The organism is Nitrosopumilus piranensis (assembly GCF_000875775.1).
GTDB lineage: Archaea > Thermoproteota > Nitrososphaeria > Nitrososphaerales > Nitrosopumilaceae > Nitrosopumilus > Nitrosopumilus piranensis.
The window spans coordinates 983866-999336 of the sequence record NZ_CP010868.1 but is presented as its reverse complement, the minus strand read 5'-3'; the positions used below and the strand labels follow the sequence as shown (position 1 = coordinate 999336).

The window sequence follows — 15471 nt, the reverse complement described above, 5'->3', positions numbered from 1 at the left end:
TTTAAGTAGATTTTCTATTAAATTACAAATCAGAAAATCAAATTTAACCCCCCTCGTTTTGAGGGTTCGAAAATCAAATAAAGCCTTTAAAATATACAAAATAACGAATAACATCATGAAACAAAAAACACAAACAAGAAACATCAAGATTTTAGTAGCAAAATTAGGTCTTGATGGGCATGATAGAGGAGCACTTGTTTTGTGTAGAGCATTCAGAGATGCAGGAATGGAGGTAATTTACTCTGGACTTTTTGCAACACCAGAAAGAGTAGCACAGATTGCAGAAGACGAAGATGTTGATGCAATTGCTATGAGTTTACTTAATGGTGCGCACGGGACATTATTTCCAAGAGTAGTAAAGGCTCTAAAAAAGAAAAAGATCAACGATGTCCTAGTTGTTGGCGGAGGAGTAATTCCTGAAATTGATCATAAAGAATTGATTAAAGCTGGAGTTGACCATGTATTTGGTCCTGGAACACCACTGCCTACAATAATTAACCATATCAATACGGGCGTAGCAAAATTAAGAAAAATATAAGAAAAAAGAATTATTCTGTGGAATCAGGCCACATCATTTTACGCATTTGTTTTCCAACTTTTTCAATTTGGTGTTCGTCATATTGTTTCATGTATTTGTCAAATGCATCTTTACCACTTTTCTGATATTCAGAAATCCACTCTTTGTTGAAGGTTCCATCTTGAATCATTGTTAGAACTTTTTTCATATTCTCTTTGTTTGCAGCATCCATTACCATTGGTCCACGAGTCAAACCACCATATCTTGCAGTCTCACTTACACGTCTCCACATTCCATTAATACCATATCTTTGAATCATATCTACGATGAGTTTGAGTTCATGTAAGACTTCAAAGTATGCAATTTCTGGTTGGTATCCTGCTTCAACTAGAGTTTCAAATGCATTTGTTACCATAGAAGCTGCACCACCACATAGGTCTGCCTGTTCACCAAACCAATCAGTTTCTACCTCTTCTTTGAAAGTAGTTTTGATCAATCCAGCTCTGGCACTTCCAATGGCTTTTGCAATTCCCAATGTTTTATCCCAAGCTTTTCCTGTAAAGTCTTGTTCAACTGCAACAATGGCAGGAGTTCCAAAATTATCAAGAAATGTTTCTCTTACTTTAGAACCAGGTCCCTTTGGTGCAATCATGATTAAATCAACATTGTTTGGGGCTTCAATCCATTTCCAATAGATTGCAGCTGCATGAGAAAATGACAATGCTTTTCCTTCTGAAAGATTGGGTCCGATTTCATCTTTGTATACTTGACCTTGAATCATATCTGGAATCAATATGTGAATAATGTCAGCTTGTTTTGTTGCATCTGCAACAGACATTACTTTGTGACCATCAGCTTCGGCTTTTTTCCAGCTGTTTCCGCCTTCCTTAAGACCGATTATAACATTTAGACCAGAGTCTTTCATGTTGTTTGCTTGTGCATCACCTTGAATTCCATAACCAATCACAGCAATGGTTTGATCTTTAATTGGATCAAGACTGATATCAGTATCTTTCCATGTTTGTGCCATGATTTTGGCAGAATCTTTTGCAAATATTAACTATGAAACTTAGATTTCAATAATTTTATCGCATGAACGGCATTGTACAGTTACTTTATCACCAGACAATCTAACAAATCTCTTTGATCCACAACTAGGGCAAATAGGGCAAGCACGTATGGGATCCATCAGTGTTTTGTGGGGTTGGTATCAGATTTAGAAATTACGGATAGTCTATTTTTTGCATTAATTTTTGTGAGGAATTCATATACTGCATTTGGAACTGAGTCTTTCCAGTTTTCATCAGATTTTATCATAGAGCGAATTTTTGTAGCATTGAATTGGTTTCTATCTAAAAATTTAGGTTTTGCCACTTTAATTCCAGAATCAGAGAGAAGCATTGAAACATAATCATTTCCGCTGTACACTTTATCAAAGTGAGGTAAAGCAGATTTCAAGTATGATGCCCATGTTGCAACATTAAATTGATTTTCTAATGAAATTACAAAACATTTTTTCAAATCCAAATTTTCATCTTTAAGGGAATTATGAATCATCTCAATTCTTTCACCAGAGGTAAAAGGATCTTTTTCCAAATAATTGAATTGTGCACTAGTTACTGCAATAATTACCTCATCACATTGTTCTAAAATCTGCTTTGCTAAATCTAAATGACCAAGATGAAATGGTTGAAATCTACCCATCATTAATCCACGCATAATAAATTATAAAATTTGATTTTATTAAATTAGACTATTTTATTTTGCCACTACCAAGAATGCGAATTGTAGGGGATTCAGGTTTTAGAATAATTGCAATTTGCCCAGATTTACACACAATGGGTTTTTCAAATGTTAGTTTAAGAGGAGATATTGAAGTAAACTTTGCAGCTTTGATTTGCAATCCAATGTTAACTAAACAACCTTGATTTTCTGCAATTTCACTTTTGTAAAAAGGATTCTTTTGAAAATCAATTTCAATTTCAGTTTTGATATTGACTGTTCCTTCCTCACAAATAACATCACCACGCCCAACCTCATCAGGTTTAGCACCCTTTACTGCCAAACCAACTCTTGCAGGACAGATGGATTCTTCAACAGGATCATCATGCATTTGTATTGATTTTATGAGTACATCAATTCCAGCAGGATATAGTTTCAGATTATCATATTGCTTTACTTTACCATTAGTGACTTTACCCAAAATTACTGTGCCAACCCCCTTTACATCAAAACAGTGATCAATTACCATTTCAGATGAGCCATCAGTAGAAAGGGGTTCTAGTTTATCCATCTCTTCTTTTATTTTGTCTTGATCAACTTTGATGTATTTTTCAACCACAGTACCGTTAATCAGGGCATCAAGTTTAGATTCATCAACTTCAAATGTATGAGACAATATTCCTTTCTCTTTTTTTAATAAATCAAGTGCAATGATTTGCTCCCCAGTAAACTTGTCTAGTTTATCAACATGTAATATTACATATTCAGCTAGATTAATCGCTTGAAATAAAGGCTGTATTTTATCAGGAAATCCACTAGGTATGACCCATGTTTTGATTACATCAGATTCTTTTCTATCATAAAGAGTTAGATCAGTTTCAGTGCCTTTTTTACCGAATTCAGATGCAATATCTTGTTTTCCCAACACAACAAAATTAATTGATTTTACCACAATCAAATTTCAAAAATAGGCACTAAAAACTATACGAAACTTAAGGGAATGTATTCAACACTGTAGCATAACTTGCAAATCTATGATTTTTTGGTTTTACAAGTTTTTGATGATACTTAGAAATTGGTTTTCTAATTGCACCATGTAAACCAAGAGGCCCTAAAACATACTTTTTATCATCTGCCCATCTAAGAACCTCATCAGTAGGGGCATAATGATTAACAATTTTTTTATTAACAATATTTTGAAGTAGTTTACCATATTTTTTTGAAGAAGGAACATCTTCTGTGATTGAAGCTCCAAAAAGATAGATGCTTTCTAAAATACCAAAATTTTGTTTCTTTTTTGCAAGATATTCTACAGTACTTAAAATGACTTGAGAGCCCAAAGAATGTCCCATTAAGCGGATCTTTGTTTGAGGACTGGGTTTTTTAAAATCTTCAACAAATCGTCCAAGATTATGCCCATTCTTTTTTGCAATAATCTGTCCCACACGAAGTGCATGTTTTGCATGTTTAATTAAATGAGCACCAGTGGTGTTTGAATCATAACTAAATCCAACAACAGGATAATAGTAATTCAATTTTCTTAATCGATTACGAGCCAAACGAACTTTTGCAATTGCACCAGCATTATCATTTCTCAACCCGTGAATCATTATGGTTAATTCTTTTGAGCCAATTAATTTCTGAAAATCTTTTTTTGGATAAAGATAATAGTTGTTTTTCTTTAGGGTTTTTCCAGTTTTAAGATCATAGTATCCCCTAGTTGAAATTCTTGGAATATGTTTCATTTCATTCTGAAGGTCCTAATTGTTTTTTGTATTTTTCAATATCAGATTCTTCAACTCTAGCAAATAGTAGCGATGCATTCCCAAGTACATGATCTGAAGAAACTCCTAAAACAGACATATCATTCCAATTTTGTTCATTAACATTACCATCCAAAGCCAATTGAGTCCAAATGTTTTGGGCAGATTCAGGAATGAAGGGAAATGTTGCAATTGCTAAACTTCGAACGGCATTGGCTGAAAGATATACACAAGTTACAGTACCGGAACCTTTTTTCCAAGGTTCCTTATGCTGGAAATATTGGTTAAAAAAAGATGAGAATTCCATAATCTTCTTGAGCGCCCTATCAAGATGATTTTGCTCCATTAAGGCACCAACCTCAGATGCCAAGTTTTTGATTTTTTGCTCTGCCTCAAAATCTTTTTCATCAAATTTTTCAGGCTCGGGTATTTTTCCATCAAATGCCTTTTTTGTAAATCCTAATGCACGATTTACAAAGTTTCCAAGATTTCCAATTAATTCAGAATTAATTCTAGTCGTAAAGTCATCCCAATCAAAATTCAAATCATCTTGAGAATATGGATTGATAGACACTAGGTAGAATCTAAGATAATCTGCAGGGTAATACTCTAAGAATTGTTTTAGTCCAATATACCAATTTCTGCTTTTAGAGATTTTTTTTGCTTGAAGTGTAAGATGACCTCTTGTTGGAATATAGTCAGGTAGCTTGTACTCACTGTTGATTCCCAGTCTCATTGCAGGCAAGAACAGATAATGATGATAAACAATATCTTTTCCAATAAAATGATAAATGTCAGCAGAGTTCCAGAATTCTTTTCCATCAATACCTTTGTCATTTAGAAATTTTAGTGCAGTTGAAATGTATGCCAAGTGGTTATCAAACCATCCATAGAATACCTTATCATGTGCACCTTCAAGTGGTACTGGAACACCCCAAGTAATATCTCTTGTAATATCCCAATCAATTAGTCCAGATTTAATCCAGTTTTGGACATATTTTTTAACATCTTTTTGAAGATGCTCATTTTCATCTAGCCATTTAGAAAGTGATTCTCCAAAATTTTTAAGTTTGAAAAAGTAATGTGTTGTTTTTTCCTTTGTTGGCGGTTGACCACATAAAGAACATTTTGGATTTGTTATTTCTTCAGGAACTCTTCCGCAACTCTCACAAAGATCAGAGTATTGATCTTCAGCCTCGCAGTAGGGACATGCTCCTTTGACATATCTGTCAGGCAAGAATTTTTTATCATTATTGCAATAAAATTGTATAATTTCTTGCTCATAGATATGCCCTGCAGCATTTAATTTTTTGAACACATCTTGAACAAATTTAATATTTTCAGGAGAACTAGTTTTGTAAAAATAATCAAAATTGATATTGAATGCACTAAAATCTTCATAATCACGTTTATTCCAATGTGCAACATATTCTGCAGGAGTTTTTCCTTCCTTTTCAGATTGAATTAGAATCGGAGTACCAAAATCATCAGATGCACAAACATAGTATGCTTCTACGCCATTTTGTTTTAGAAATCTAGTTGTGACATCTGCAGGCAAATATGTAGATGCAACATGCCCTAGGTGAATTTCACCATTTGCATAAGGTAATGCACTAGTAATGATAGCTCTCTTGTTCATCAGATATTCTCAAAAGCAGTGATGGGGTTAAGAAGTTTTACCAGCTGTTTGCATATTTTACTTGCTCAGGAGTAAGTTTATCGATTTTTACATCCATGGCCTTTAGTGCATCAACTGCAACTTGGGTATCAATTTCTTGCGGAACATTGATTATTTTGTTTTCCATCTTTTTGTGATTTTTGAGGATGTACATCACAGATAAAATCTGATTTGAAAATGATTGGGCCATTACTTCTGGAGGATGTCCTTCTGCAGCAACCAGGTTTGCAAGACGGCCTTGCCCAATCAGATAGACTTTCTTTCCGTTTTTCAAAACACATTCATCAAGCGAGGGTCTTACTTCTTTAACAGATTTTGATTTCTTTAACAAAAATTCACTATCAATTTCTACATCAAAGTGGCCAACATTTCCCATAATTGCACCATCTTTCATATTTAGAATGTGTTCTTTTCTAATTACACTAGTCATTCCAGTACAGGTGATAAAGATATCACCAATCTTGGCAGCTTGTGACATTGGCATTACCTCAAATCCATCCATATGTGCTTCAAGTGCTTTTATAGGATCAATCTCTGTGACAATTACTTTGGAGCCCATTCCATGGGATCTTGATGCAACACCGCGTCCAACCCAACCATATCCTACAACTACAACACGTTTTGATGCCATAAGTAAATTCATGGCACGAAGGTATCCATCAATTGTACTTTGACCAGTGCCATATCGATTATCAAACATATGTTTTGTATATGCCTCATTTACCAAGATTACAGGGTAACGTAACTTTCCTTGATTCTCAACTGCTCTGATTCTTGTAACACCAGCAGTTGTCTCTTCAGTTGCACCTAAAATTTTCATGTTCTTAAATCGCTTGTCAAAGTGAGCCTTGATGTTCATGTCAGCGCCATCATCAGTAAGAATTGTTGGTTTGTGTTTTAGAACTTGATCAATGCACCAATCATAATCTTTAACAGATTGCCCATTCCATGCATAGACATGAATTCCTTGAGAGGCTAAAAATGCTGCAACGTTATCTTGTGTTGTAAGAGGATTTCCACCACAGCATGCAACGTTTGCACCAAGTTCTTTTGCGCCCATTAAAAGCACCGAAGTCTCTTTTGTAATATGAAGACAGAATCCAAGAGTAATGCCTTTGAGAGGTTTTGATTTTTTTAATCTGTTAATTGTATTATCTAAAATTTGCATATGAGATCTTGCCCATTCATAAGATAGTTTTCCTTCTTTGATCAGTTTTGGACTAGACTTTACTTTACTCATAAGACAATCCCACTTTTGGAGATATAAAATCTTATCATGCGAATGTAAATAAATGACAAAATTATCAGAAAATCATTGACTTGGAAGAAAATTGCAGAAAAAGGAGATATTGATTCAGGAAAAGGCAAAGCCTTCAAAATTGATGGAAAGCAGATTGCAATTTTTAATCAAGATGGATATCACGCAATGGATGATCTATGTGTTCATCAAGATGGTTCAATTGCACCAGGCAAGCTTGAAGGAGACATCGTTGAATGCCCACTTCATTTCTGGCACTACAACATCAAAACAGGAGAACTGACTGACTATCTCAAAGATGTCAAATTAGAGACGTATCCTGTTGAGGCAAGAGACGATGGAATCTACGTAGACATTTAGAAATTTTTAGGCACGATTTTTATTCTCAGTTTTTACAAACGATTCATTGAATCAGGAAATTATTAATGAGATAAAAAATCAGGATTATGCTGCCGTTACCAATACAATTGAAAGTTTTCTAGATGAGCAAATTGAGGAAAATAAAGTAGAAGGGCTAATTCTTGGATTAAGTGGTGGAGTAGATTCTGCAGTTTTGGCATACATTTGCAAAAGAAAACTCAAAGAAAAAACACTGGCAATAGTAATGCCAGACACATCAATTACTCCAAAAACTGAAACAGAAGATGCACTAAAGATGATTTCACTTACTGGAATACAATACAAACTAATCGACATTAAACCAATAGTTAACGAATATTCAATGTATTTGGAACCAAATGAAAGGGCAAAGGGCAATCTTCGAGCAAGAATTAGAACAAACATTTTGTACTACTATGCAAACGCCAAAAATTATCTCGTACTTGGGTCAAGTGACAAAAGTGAATACCTAATTGGATATTTCACAAAATTTGGAGATGGGGCATCAGACATTACTCCAATAATTTCACTATACAAACTACAAGTCAGAGAGATTGCAAAATATTTGGGAGTTCCAGAAAATATAATTTCAAAAAAGAGCAGCCCCCACTTGTGGAAAGATCATGAGGCAGAAAATGAACTAGGAGTATCATATGAAGAAGTAGATTCCATTCTTTATTGTCTATTTGAGAAAAAACTATCTGTAGATGAAACTCAAAAACTCACACAGATTGACAATTCAACAATATTGAAAATCCAGGAACTAAACAAAAACAGTGAACATAAAAGATTGCCTGCTCAAAAGCCAAATAGAGAATAATTATGAAACTGCAAGACACACTATCAAATAAAGAACAAGAATTAGATATTTCAAAAAAGGTCAAAATTTACCTTTGTGGCGTAACAGTATATGATGAATCACATATTGGTCATGCAAGAACAATCATAGTTTTTGATGTTTTAAGAAGATATTTGGAAGACAAAGGAATTGAGATAGAGTTTATACAAAATTTTACAGATGTTGATGATAAAATAATTAATCGGGCACAAGCTGAAAACACGACTGCAGAGGCAATTAGTACAACGTACATTGAAAATTATTTCAAAGATTTTGATGGGTTAAATGTAGAGCATGCAACAAACTATCCAAGGGCAACAGAACACATAGAAGATATCATACAATTCATTGAAAAATTAATCAAAAAACAAATTGCATATGTATCAAAGAACGGGGTTTACTTTGCAGTATCAAAATTTCCAGAGTATGGCAAATTATCAAAAAAGAAAATTGAAGAACTGCAATCAGGGGCAAGAATCGAGGTAGATGAGGCAAAAAATAATCCACTTGATTTTGCAGTGTGGAAATTTTCAGATACAAAACCAGTATGGGAGAGTCCATGGGGTCAGGGAAGACCGGGATGGCATATTGAATGCTCAGCGATGAGTGTAAAATACCTTGGAGAAAATTTTGACATTCATGGGGGAGGAAGAGATCTGATATTTCCTCATCATGAAAATGAGATTGCACAATCTGAATCATGTACAGGCGCTCAATTTGCAAAAATTTGGATGCATGTTGGAATGGTTACAATAGATGGTGAAAAAATGTCAAAGTCAGTTGGAAACATAAAGTCAATTAAGCATGTTTTAGGGAATTGGGGTCCAAATATCATCAGATTGTTCTGCCTTTCAGGACATTACTCAAAGCCTATCGATTACTCTGAAGAATTACTAAAAGAAAATTTCACTAAATGGAGACAAGCTGAAACATGTTACTATGAACTGATTCATGCAAATAGTCAAAATAATGAAAATATTCTACCTGTAATTAGCAAACTAACCTCAGAATTCAATGATGCGTTAGAAGATGACTTTAACACTCATTTAGCATTATCAGCATTTTTCCAACTAGTCAAAGAAACAAACAGATTGGCAGCTGAGGAGAAATTAGGAATGAAGGATGCAGAAATTATAAAGCCAGAATTTCAAAGAATGTTAAAAATTTTGGGATTAAACATCCCAGAAATGACCTTAGAAAAGAAACAGGAAATTGACAACATAATTGAAAGTAGAGAAAAATTTAGAAAAGAAAAACAATTCGAAGAAGCAGATAAAATTCGAGATAAGCTCAATGAGATGAATGTAGAATTGATAGATCATAAAGGAAAGACCATCTGGATGAAAAAAGAAAGCATCAAAGCTGAAAATTAAAAAAGAAAAATTAAGGATTAACCATTGCTAGTTTATCCTCGATTCTATCATAGTACCCGTTTTGTTCCATTGCAGGAACATAAAATGTTGCAGAAATTATATCTCCAACACCTGCATCACAATCTGCTACAACAACAGAATGCCCCAAAACAGATTCTCCAACACAGCCATAGTCAGTAACGGCGATAACGGCTACATCCTCAGTAACTAGAGTTGGAACTACATTCCAAGGAGTTAGTGTAAAAACTAGGATTACTGAAGTTGCTGCAGCCAAAATCAACATGAATTTTAGCCGTGGTGTTTTTTTGTATGTTGTTTCTTGCATTTCTCCTCACTATAATTTTGTGTTTTTAGAATATAAGCAAGGGACAATTTTATAATCTAGTGCCAACTAATCAAAATTTCTGGTATGGGTAGAAGATATGCCCACGTCTTCAGTTAGAATCAGAATACCAAAATTTTTTGCAGTTATAACAATGACGTTTCACAGCAGGATTATTTTTTGAATCTCTTCTTATTTCAAGAATTCCATAATTTCTGGAACCGCATGTAGGACATCTATCATCTTGCATTTGTTATACATCCCTCATTCGTTTTGAGTAGTCATAATTGAAAATTTTACTAGGAGTGATCTCAATTCCTACTTCATTTGAAGAATGCTCTTTGAGAAATTTTGACAAGGTAGATTCCTTTTCTCCCAAATACTTTTTCATTAAAATATTTAGAATTTCTTGTCCTTTATTTTCTAAAATTCTAGCAGTGCCACTTCCACGTACTCCCTTGTAAGGAGGATTATCGGCAGCAATTTCAAATCCACAGGACGGGTTTTTTTGAATATATGAAACAATTTTGGCAGATTTTTGAGTTGCGCAGAAAATTTTTCCATTAATTTCTTCATACCATAAAGAAAGTATGTTTGGGAATCCATCAGGCTTGATGAAAGCAAGTCTAATTGGGATTTTTGTATCTGAAAGCATGTAATCAATTTTTGAGGGATTAGATTTTTGCAATTTTATCTCTCAATGGTTTTCAAAACTGTTTTCCCATAACAGTAATCACATGACCAATCACAGTACTCATTCTCACAATTTTTACAAAAATTAGTTAACTTTAATTTCAATAGCTAGTTTGTGCAAAAATGGTATTTAACTAGTAATAAAATTAGATGCTAGTGGTAATGTTAGCACTAGTAAAATTGGTGGTCACTAGTTATATATCATTTTAACAAAATAAAGTCATGAAGTTGGAATACAAAAGCATGATTGATGAACTTTTTAGTGAATTTCCAAAACTTTTAGATGTAAAAATTACAGACATTACAGATCATAATGTATTGTGGTATCTTAGGGACTACATCAATTCAGGATATGTGAGATTTGAGGCAGGTAGAAAAGAACTTTATCGACTTAGTATTCTTATTGAAAATTATGCAGCAAAATACAAAGTTCCACTACTAGCTACATTTGAGACATCTAAGAGATACAAGTATGTTGAAGACAGATACATGGAATTGGTCAAAGATATACCCAAGGTATGGATTATTGGAAATTTTAATAATCCATCATTAGCCCCACAGCCACCAAAAAATGCAGAAGTAATAAGCTGTGATGGAACTAACTTAACAGAAATCTGGATGGTACTAACAAAAGGAGATAAGGGTCCGTTTGGATTAGTGGCAGAAGATATTGGAGACGGCATGTTCAGAGGATTCTTCTCAATTAGTCCCACAATTATAAACAAGGCAATTGAGATAACAGAAAAATCCCTAAAAACTAAAATTGATTTTGATCATAAAGTTGTAGAAAATGACTGACATTATTTGGGGAAACGGATCGGATATTTTATCACCTACATCATTTATCCTTAATGTGACACATAGAAAAAATGGAAACAAAGAGAATTACTTAGATGTTGAAAAAATTAAAATTATTCAGGCAGACATTCCTGGACTTCCACATAGTGAATCAGAGTGGAATGAAGAAATTTTGAAACAGTGTACGAATGATGCATTTCTAAAATGTGAGATTGAGGGCAAGGATGAATCAGGGTTTCTTTTATCCAAAGTATCACATTCAGGCGTGGGTGGATATTAGTGTGGAATCCACTAGTAATAGAAAACCAAAGCATAAATCATTTAGATTTAGAATTGCTTTTGAACAAAAAAATCCCAGCTATAATAATTAGAAATTTTTATTCTAAAGAGCAATGTAAATTTATTATAAAAAAAATAGAAAAAGCTAAAAAAACACATTTTCAGAAAACTAAACTTGAGCACATTGGCCCATTTTTAATGTCCCACATAACACAAAAAAATGAATATTTTGAAAAAGCTAAAAAAACCCAAAAACAATTTGAACAAATTTTTACTAAAGTTGAAAATCCATCTTCCAAGGTTTTCGCCATGTTCAAAAAAGCATTTCCAACATTTTCAATTTCTCTTGCAAAACAATCACAAGAAAGTTTTTCGCCATACATAATTAGAATTCACAAAAAAGGGAAAGCCATACCCATTCACAAAGACAATATCAAATACGAGGGAAAAGAATTTTGTATTTCAAATATTGATTCCCAATTATCATGTGTCATACATCTGCAGGAATCAGAAGTTGGAGGCAAAGTAATAATTTATGAGAACCAATGGAAAAGAAGCGATGAAAAATTTAGAGAGATAGATTTTGGATACTCACCAAAAGTTGTATCCTCTAATTACTGCAAACTAAAAAGTGTGAATAAAGGAGATTTAGTAATAATTAATCCAAATCATTTTCACGAAGTAACAAAAATCCAAGGTAATACGTCAAGAATCACTTTAGGTATGTTTTTAGGAGTGTACCATAAGGATCAAAAAATTGTTGCGTGGGCCTAAGAAATTAAAGAAAAATCACAAAATTATTGAATGTCAAATTTTTTGCCAAGTGCTTTGCTCATAATTTTGAGAGCATGCCTGCAAACATTGGAGTTTAGTGTAAAGAAGCCTCTAAATTTTCCATCTTCATATTCTTCTGCAATCAAACCAAATGGCCCATAAGGACCTCTGGTAATGACACTCCAGACATCAAATAGTGGCGTGTCTTTACAATTAATAACATCAATTTTTGGAGGTGTTTTGATAGTGGTTTTGCCATAATCTGCAACAACCCATATCTTTGGAATTTGTTCAATCATCTTCTGGTATCTCTTTTCAACAAATTTGTATCGGGCAATTTTTTCAAAAGTTGCAAGTAGTGGTTGCCCATTATCTTTTGCATAATTTTCAATTAATTTGCTAATATGATACAATTCTTTTCGACTAGCATGAAAGTTATGATAACCTGCCTCAATAAAGGTCTCTAAATCCCACAATTGAAGTAAATTTGGATCATCATCATGCCATTCTGCTAGTTGAGGGAATTCTTGCCAAACTTGACCTACAAAGCCCTCAAATGTCTGTACCATGAAAATACTTTTTCAAAATAAGATATAAGTTAATCCTTACTGGGGTTTTGTTGGCACTTGCCTACTAGTAACAAATTCTTTTTATTATCTAGAATAATACAAGTTTTATGGGACGATATGAAAAAGTTTTGAATATGTTAATGGATTTTGATGAAAACATAAGACTTGCAGTTATCAGTAATACATCAGGAGATATTTTATGGAGTTCTAAAAGAACTTCAGAAAAATTGCAAGTCCCCTTAGCTGAAACCAAAAGGGCTCTAAAACGCGAATCAGATGATTGGATTGACAGATGTAAGACAGCAGATCGTAATCCCCTAGGGCAACCATTGTATCATATAACATCATTTGAGAAAACAAAGAGAGTTACTTTACCTATTGATGCATTTCACATGTTGTTTATGAGTATAGACAACACCCCTATGAAAAATACTAAAAAACACAGTTATGGGAAATTGGTAGAGATGGGGAAGATCTTATCAATAGTTGATTTCGTAAACACGTTTGAGTAAAACATCAAAATTACCCCAAATAAATTCAATTTACCACTAGTTCATCTTTTTGGAATATTTATTAACAGAAAAGGTAATCTTGTTGTGTGGATAAATTAGAAAAACTCCTCAATATGCTAATGGATTTCAATGATGATATTAGATTCGCTGCAGTCTCAAATGACAAAGGAGAAATTTTATGGTGGAGTCAAAGAGAAGGTTTGAAAAATCTTGTTCCATTTGAAGAAACAAAGCAAACATTATTGAGAGCATTGCATGCATGGGATGAGAATGCTCGAGTAAAAGATTTCATCGGAAATGGGCTATATTCAATTTCATCATATCAAAAAATTAAAAGAATTACAGTTCCACTTGGTAGTGGCAAAATGCTTTTCTGTACGTTAAGTAACAAACCATTGAAAAAATCATTAATTAGCGGGAAAAAAAGTTATGGGCATTTAGCAGATATGGGAAAAATTCTATCCATAGTTGATTTTATAAAATCACAAAAATAATTTACCACTAGAAAAAAATTTGTTTTAATTTTATACTGGAAATACAATAATTTTAGTAATGACAACCTACAACACACATAACGAAATTGTCAGAATTTAGTGAAAAAACAAAATACAAAAGAACACTGTTCATATTCAGACGAGATCTACGAAAAATAGATAATTCTGGCTTAATTGCAGCCTCAAAGACATCATTAGAAGTAATTCCAGCGTTCATCATAGACCCATTATTAATCAAAAAATCAAATAGAAAGTTCAGTGAATTTAGAATGCAATTTCTTAAAGATTGTATATGTGAACTCAATGAGCAACTTTTAGATTCAAAATCACATTTACATATTTTTTCAGGACATCCAAAAAAAATAATTTTGGATTTAATAACAGATTGTAAAATAGATGCAATTTTTGTAAACAGAGACTATACACCATTTAGTAAAAAGCGAGATAAAGAAATTAAAAGAATTTGTGAAGAAAATAAAATAGATTTTGTAATTGCAGATGATATACTACTGCATGACGTAGATACAATCAAAACAGGTAAAGGGGAACCATACAAAATTTTTACTGCATTTTTTTCAAAGGCAAAAGAATTACCAATTAGGCAACCGCAGAAATATAATTTTTCAAATCTTTCAGATGCCAAAATTAAATCTGAAACAACCATTGAAAATATTTCTGAATTAAAAATTAAAAGAAATTCACTGCAACAGAAAGGAGGAAGAGAATCGTGCCTTGAGAGACTAGAAAATATTAAAAATTTAGTAGATTATGACGAAAAAAGAAATTTTCCAGCAATAAATGGAACATCACTACTTTCAGCACACAACAAATTTGGTACTTGCTCCATAAGAGAAATTTATGAGGTGTGTATTAACACACTTGGTCCAAATCATACAATTATTAGAGAACTGTATTGGAGAGATTTTTTCACATATTTAATGCACCATTTTCAATACACATTTTCAAAAGAATTTAACAAGAACTTTCAAAAAATCAAGTGGCACAAAGATAAAAAATATTTTTTAAAATGGTGTAAAGGACAAACAGGATTTCCCATAGTAGACGCAGGAATGAGAGAGCTTAATCAAACTGGATTTATGCATAACAGAGTTAGAATGATTGTAGCATCATTTCTCACAAAAGACATGCATATTGATTGGAGATTGGGAGAAAAATATTTTGCTACAAAACTCATCGACTATGATCCATGTGTCAATATAGGAAATTGGCAATGGGCAGCATCAACTGGATGTGATGCTCAGCCTTGGTTCAGAATATTTAATCCATGGATACAACAAAAAAAATTTGACCCCAATTGCACATATATCAAAAAATGGATTCCTGAATTAAAAGAACTGCCAGCTAAAAATATTCATTTACTTTGGAAGAGTTTTCCAAAAAATTCTTCATATCCAAAACCAATTTTGGAGCACAAATCGGAATCACAAAAATCAAAAGAGATTTTCAAGATGTGTACAGTCTAAAATTAGCACTAGAAAAAAT

19 protein-coding genes are annotated in these 15471 nt (G+C 33.1%); 10 read left to right on the top strand and 9 right to left on the bottom strand.

What is annotated here, in order from left to right; genetic code table 11:
* The first annotated feature begins 115 nt into the window (after positions 1-115).
* A complete protein-coding gene (locus NPIRD3C_RS05875; protein ID WP_148703264.1) occupies positions 116-538 on the top strand; it encodes a cobalamin B12-binding domain-containing protein in 423 nt (140 codons plus the stop codon).
* 10 nt (positions 539-548) lie between these two features.
* Here the strand turns inward: NPIRD3C_RS05875 and ilvC are convergent, their stop codons facing one another.
* The 6 genes from ilvC to NPIRD3C_RS05845 all read right to left on the bottom strand — a co-directional run bounded on the left by ilvC (position 549) and on the right by NPIRD3C_RS05845 (position 6920).
* A complete protein-coding gene (gene ilvC / locus NPIRD3C_RS05870; protein ID WP_148703263.1) occupies positions 549-1547 on the bottom strand; it encodes a ketol-acid reductoisomerase in 999 nt (332 codons plus the stop codon).
* A gap of 158 nt (positions 1548-1705) precedes the next feature.
* A complete protein-coding gene (locus NPIRD3C_RS05865; RefSeq protein ID WP_148703262.1) occupies positions 1706-2236 on the bottom strand; it encodes a nicotinamide-nucleotide adenylyltransferase in 531 nt (176 codons plus the stop codon).
* A gap of 34 nt (positions 2237-2270) precedes the next feature.
* Complete coding sequence (locus tag NPIRD3C_RS05860; protein WP_148703261.1) at positions 2271-3191, bottom strand: EF-Tu/IF-2/RF-3 family GTPase; 921 nt, start codon at positions 3189-3191, stop codon at positions 2271-2273.
* 40 nt (positions 3192-3231) lie between these two features.
* Entirely contained in the window at positions 3232-3984 is a 753-nt protein-coding gene (locus NPIRD3C_RS05855; RefSeq protein ID WP_148703260.1) for a DUF726 domain-containing protein, read from the bottom strand.
* Position 3985: 1 nt separating this feature from the next.
* Positions 3986-5641, bottom strand: coding sequence for a methionine--tRNA ligase (gene metG / locus NPIRD3C_RS05850; RefSeq protein WP_148703259.1), 1656 nt, complete (start codon positions 5639-5641; stop codon positions 3986-3988).
* A 37-nt stretch (positions 5642-5678) separates the two neighbouring features.
* On the bottom strand, positions 5679-6920 hold the full coding sequence (locus tag NPIRD3C_RS05845; RefSeq protein ID WP_148703258.1) for an adenosylhomocysteinase: 1242 nt from the start codon (positions 6918-6920) through the stop codon (positions 5679-5681).
* A 75-nt stretch (positions 6921-6995) separates the two neighbouring features.
* On the opposite strand from NPIRD3C_RS05845, the gene NPIRD3C_RS05840 reads away from it, so the two are divergent.
* The 3 genes from NPIRD3C_RS05840 to cysS are packed head-to-tail and all read left to right on the top strand — an operon-like array spanning position 6996 to position 9527.
* A complete protein-coding gene (locus tag NPIRD3C_RS05840; RefSeq protein ID WP_148703257.1) occupies positions 6996-7298 on the top strand; it encodes a Rieske (2Fe-2S) protein in 303 nt (100 codons plus the stop codon).
* 46 nt (positions 7299-7344) lie between these two features.
* A complete protein-coding gene (locus NPIRD3C_RS05835) occupies positions 7345-8136 on the top strand; it encodes an NAD+ synthase (RefSeq protein ID WP_148703256.1) in 792 nt (263 codons plus the stop codon).
* 2 nt (positions 8137-8138) lie between these two features.
* Positions 8139-9527: a cysteine--tRNA ligase gene (gene cysS / locus NPIRD3C_RS05830; RefSeq protein WP_148703255.1), complete on the top strand. Its 1389-nt coding sequence runs from the start codon at positions 8139-8141 to the stop codon at positions 9525-9527.
* 10 nt (positions 9528-9537) lie between these two features.
* On the opposite strand, the gene NPIRD3C_RS05825 is transcribed toward cysS, so the two are convergent.
* Together NPIRD3C_RS05825 and NPIRD3C_RS05820 are read right to left on the bottom strand one after the other, a co-directional pair.
* Positions 9538-9852 carry a hypothetical protein gene (locus NPIRD3C_RS05825; RefSeq protein ID WP_192827837.1) on the bottom strand — a complete coding sequence of 105 codons (315 nt, stop codon included), beginning with the start codon at positions 9850-9852 and terminating at the stop codon, positions 9538-9540.
* Positions 9853-10102: 250 nt separating this feature from the next.
* Positions 10103-10537, bottom strand: coding sequence for a pyridoxamine 5'-phosphate oxidase family protein (locus NPIRD3C_RS05820; RefSeq protein ID WP_237087616.1), 435 nt, complete (start codon positions 10535-10537; stop codon positions 10103-10105).
* A gap of 248 nt (positions 10538-10785) precedes the next feature.
* Here NPIRD3C_RS05820 and NPIRD3C_RS05815 point away from each other — a divergent pair, with 248 nt between their 5' ends.
* From NPIRD3C_RS05815 to NPIRD3C_RS05805, 3 genes are read left to right on the top strand one after another with little or no spacing between them, the layout of a single operon-like run.
* Positions 10786-11340: a hypothetical protein gene (locus tag NPIRD3C_RS05815; RefSeq protein WP_148703254.1), complete on the top strand. Its 555-nt coding sequence runs from the start codon at positions 10786-10788 to the stop codon at positions 11338-11340.
* Positions 11333-11620, top strand: a complete 288-nt coding sequence (locus NPIRD3C_RS05810) for a hypothetical protein (protein WP_148703253.1) — start codon at positions 11333-11335, stop codon at positions 11618-11620. The genes NPIRD3C_RS05815 and NPIRD3C_RS05810 overlap by 8 nt, the downstream gene beginning before the upstream one ends.
* The gene (locus tag NPIRD3C_RS05805) at positions 11620-12393 is read left to right on the top strand and encodes a 2OG-Fe(II)-dependent halogenase WelO5 family protein (protein WP_425338872.1); all 774 of its coding nucleotides are present in this window, start codon (positions 11620-11622) and stop codon (positions 12391-12393) included. The genes NPIRD3C_RS05810 and NPIRD3C_RS05805 overlap by 1 nt, the downstream gene beginning before the upstream one ends.
* Positions 12394-12416: 23 nt before the next feature.
* Here the strand turns inward: NPIRD3C_RS05805 and NPIRD3C_RS05800 are convergent, their stop codons facing one another.
* A complete protein-coding gene (locus NPIRD3C_RS05800) occupies positions 12417-12962 on the bottom strand; it encodes a hypothetical protein (protein WP_148703251.1) in 546 nt (181 codons plus the stop codon).
* A gap of 107 nt (positions 12963-13069) precedes the next feature.
* Between NPIRD3C_RS05800 and NPIRD3C_RS05795 the strand changes: the two genes are divergently transcribed.
* The 3 genes from NPIRD3C_RS05795 to NPIRD3C_RS05785 all read left to right on the top strand — a co-directional run bounded on the left by NPIRD3C_RS05795 (position 13070) and on the right by NPIRD3C_RS05785 (position 15452).
* Positions 13070-13474, top strand: a complete 405-nt coding sequence (locus NPIRD3C_RS05795; RefSeq protein WP_148703250.1) for a hypothetical protein — start codon at positions 13070-13072, stop codon at positions 13472-13474.
* 86 nt (positions 13475-13560) lie between these two features.
* Complete coding sequence (locus NPIRD3C_RS05790; RefSeq protein WP_237087615.1) at positions 13561-13968, top strand: hypothetical protein; 408 nt, start codon at positions 13561-13563, stop codon at positions 13966-13968.
* A gap of 86 nt (positions 13969-14054) precedes the next feature.
* Positions 14055-15452: a cryptochrome/photolyase family protein gene (locus NPIRD3C_RS05785; protein WP_148703249.1), complete on the top strand. Its 1398-nt coding sequence runs from the start codon at positions 14055-14057 to the stop codon at positions 15450-15452.
* Positions 15453-15471 lie beyond the last annotated feature (19 nt).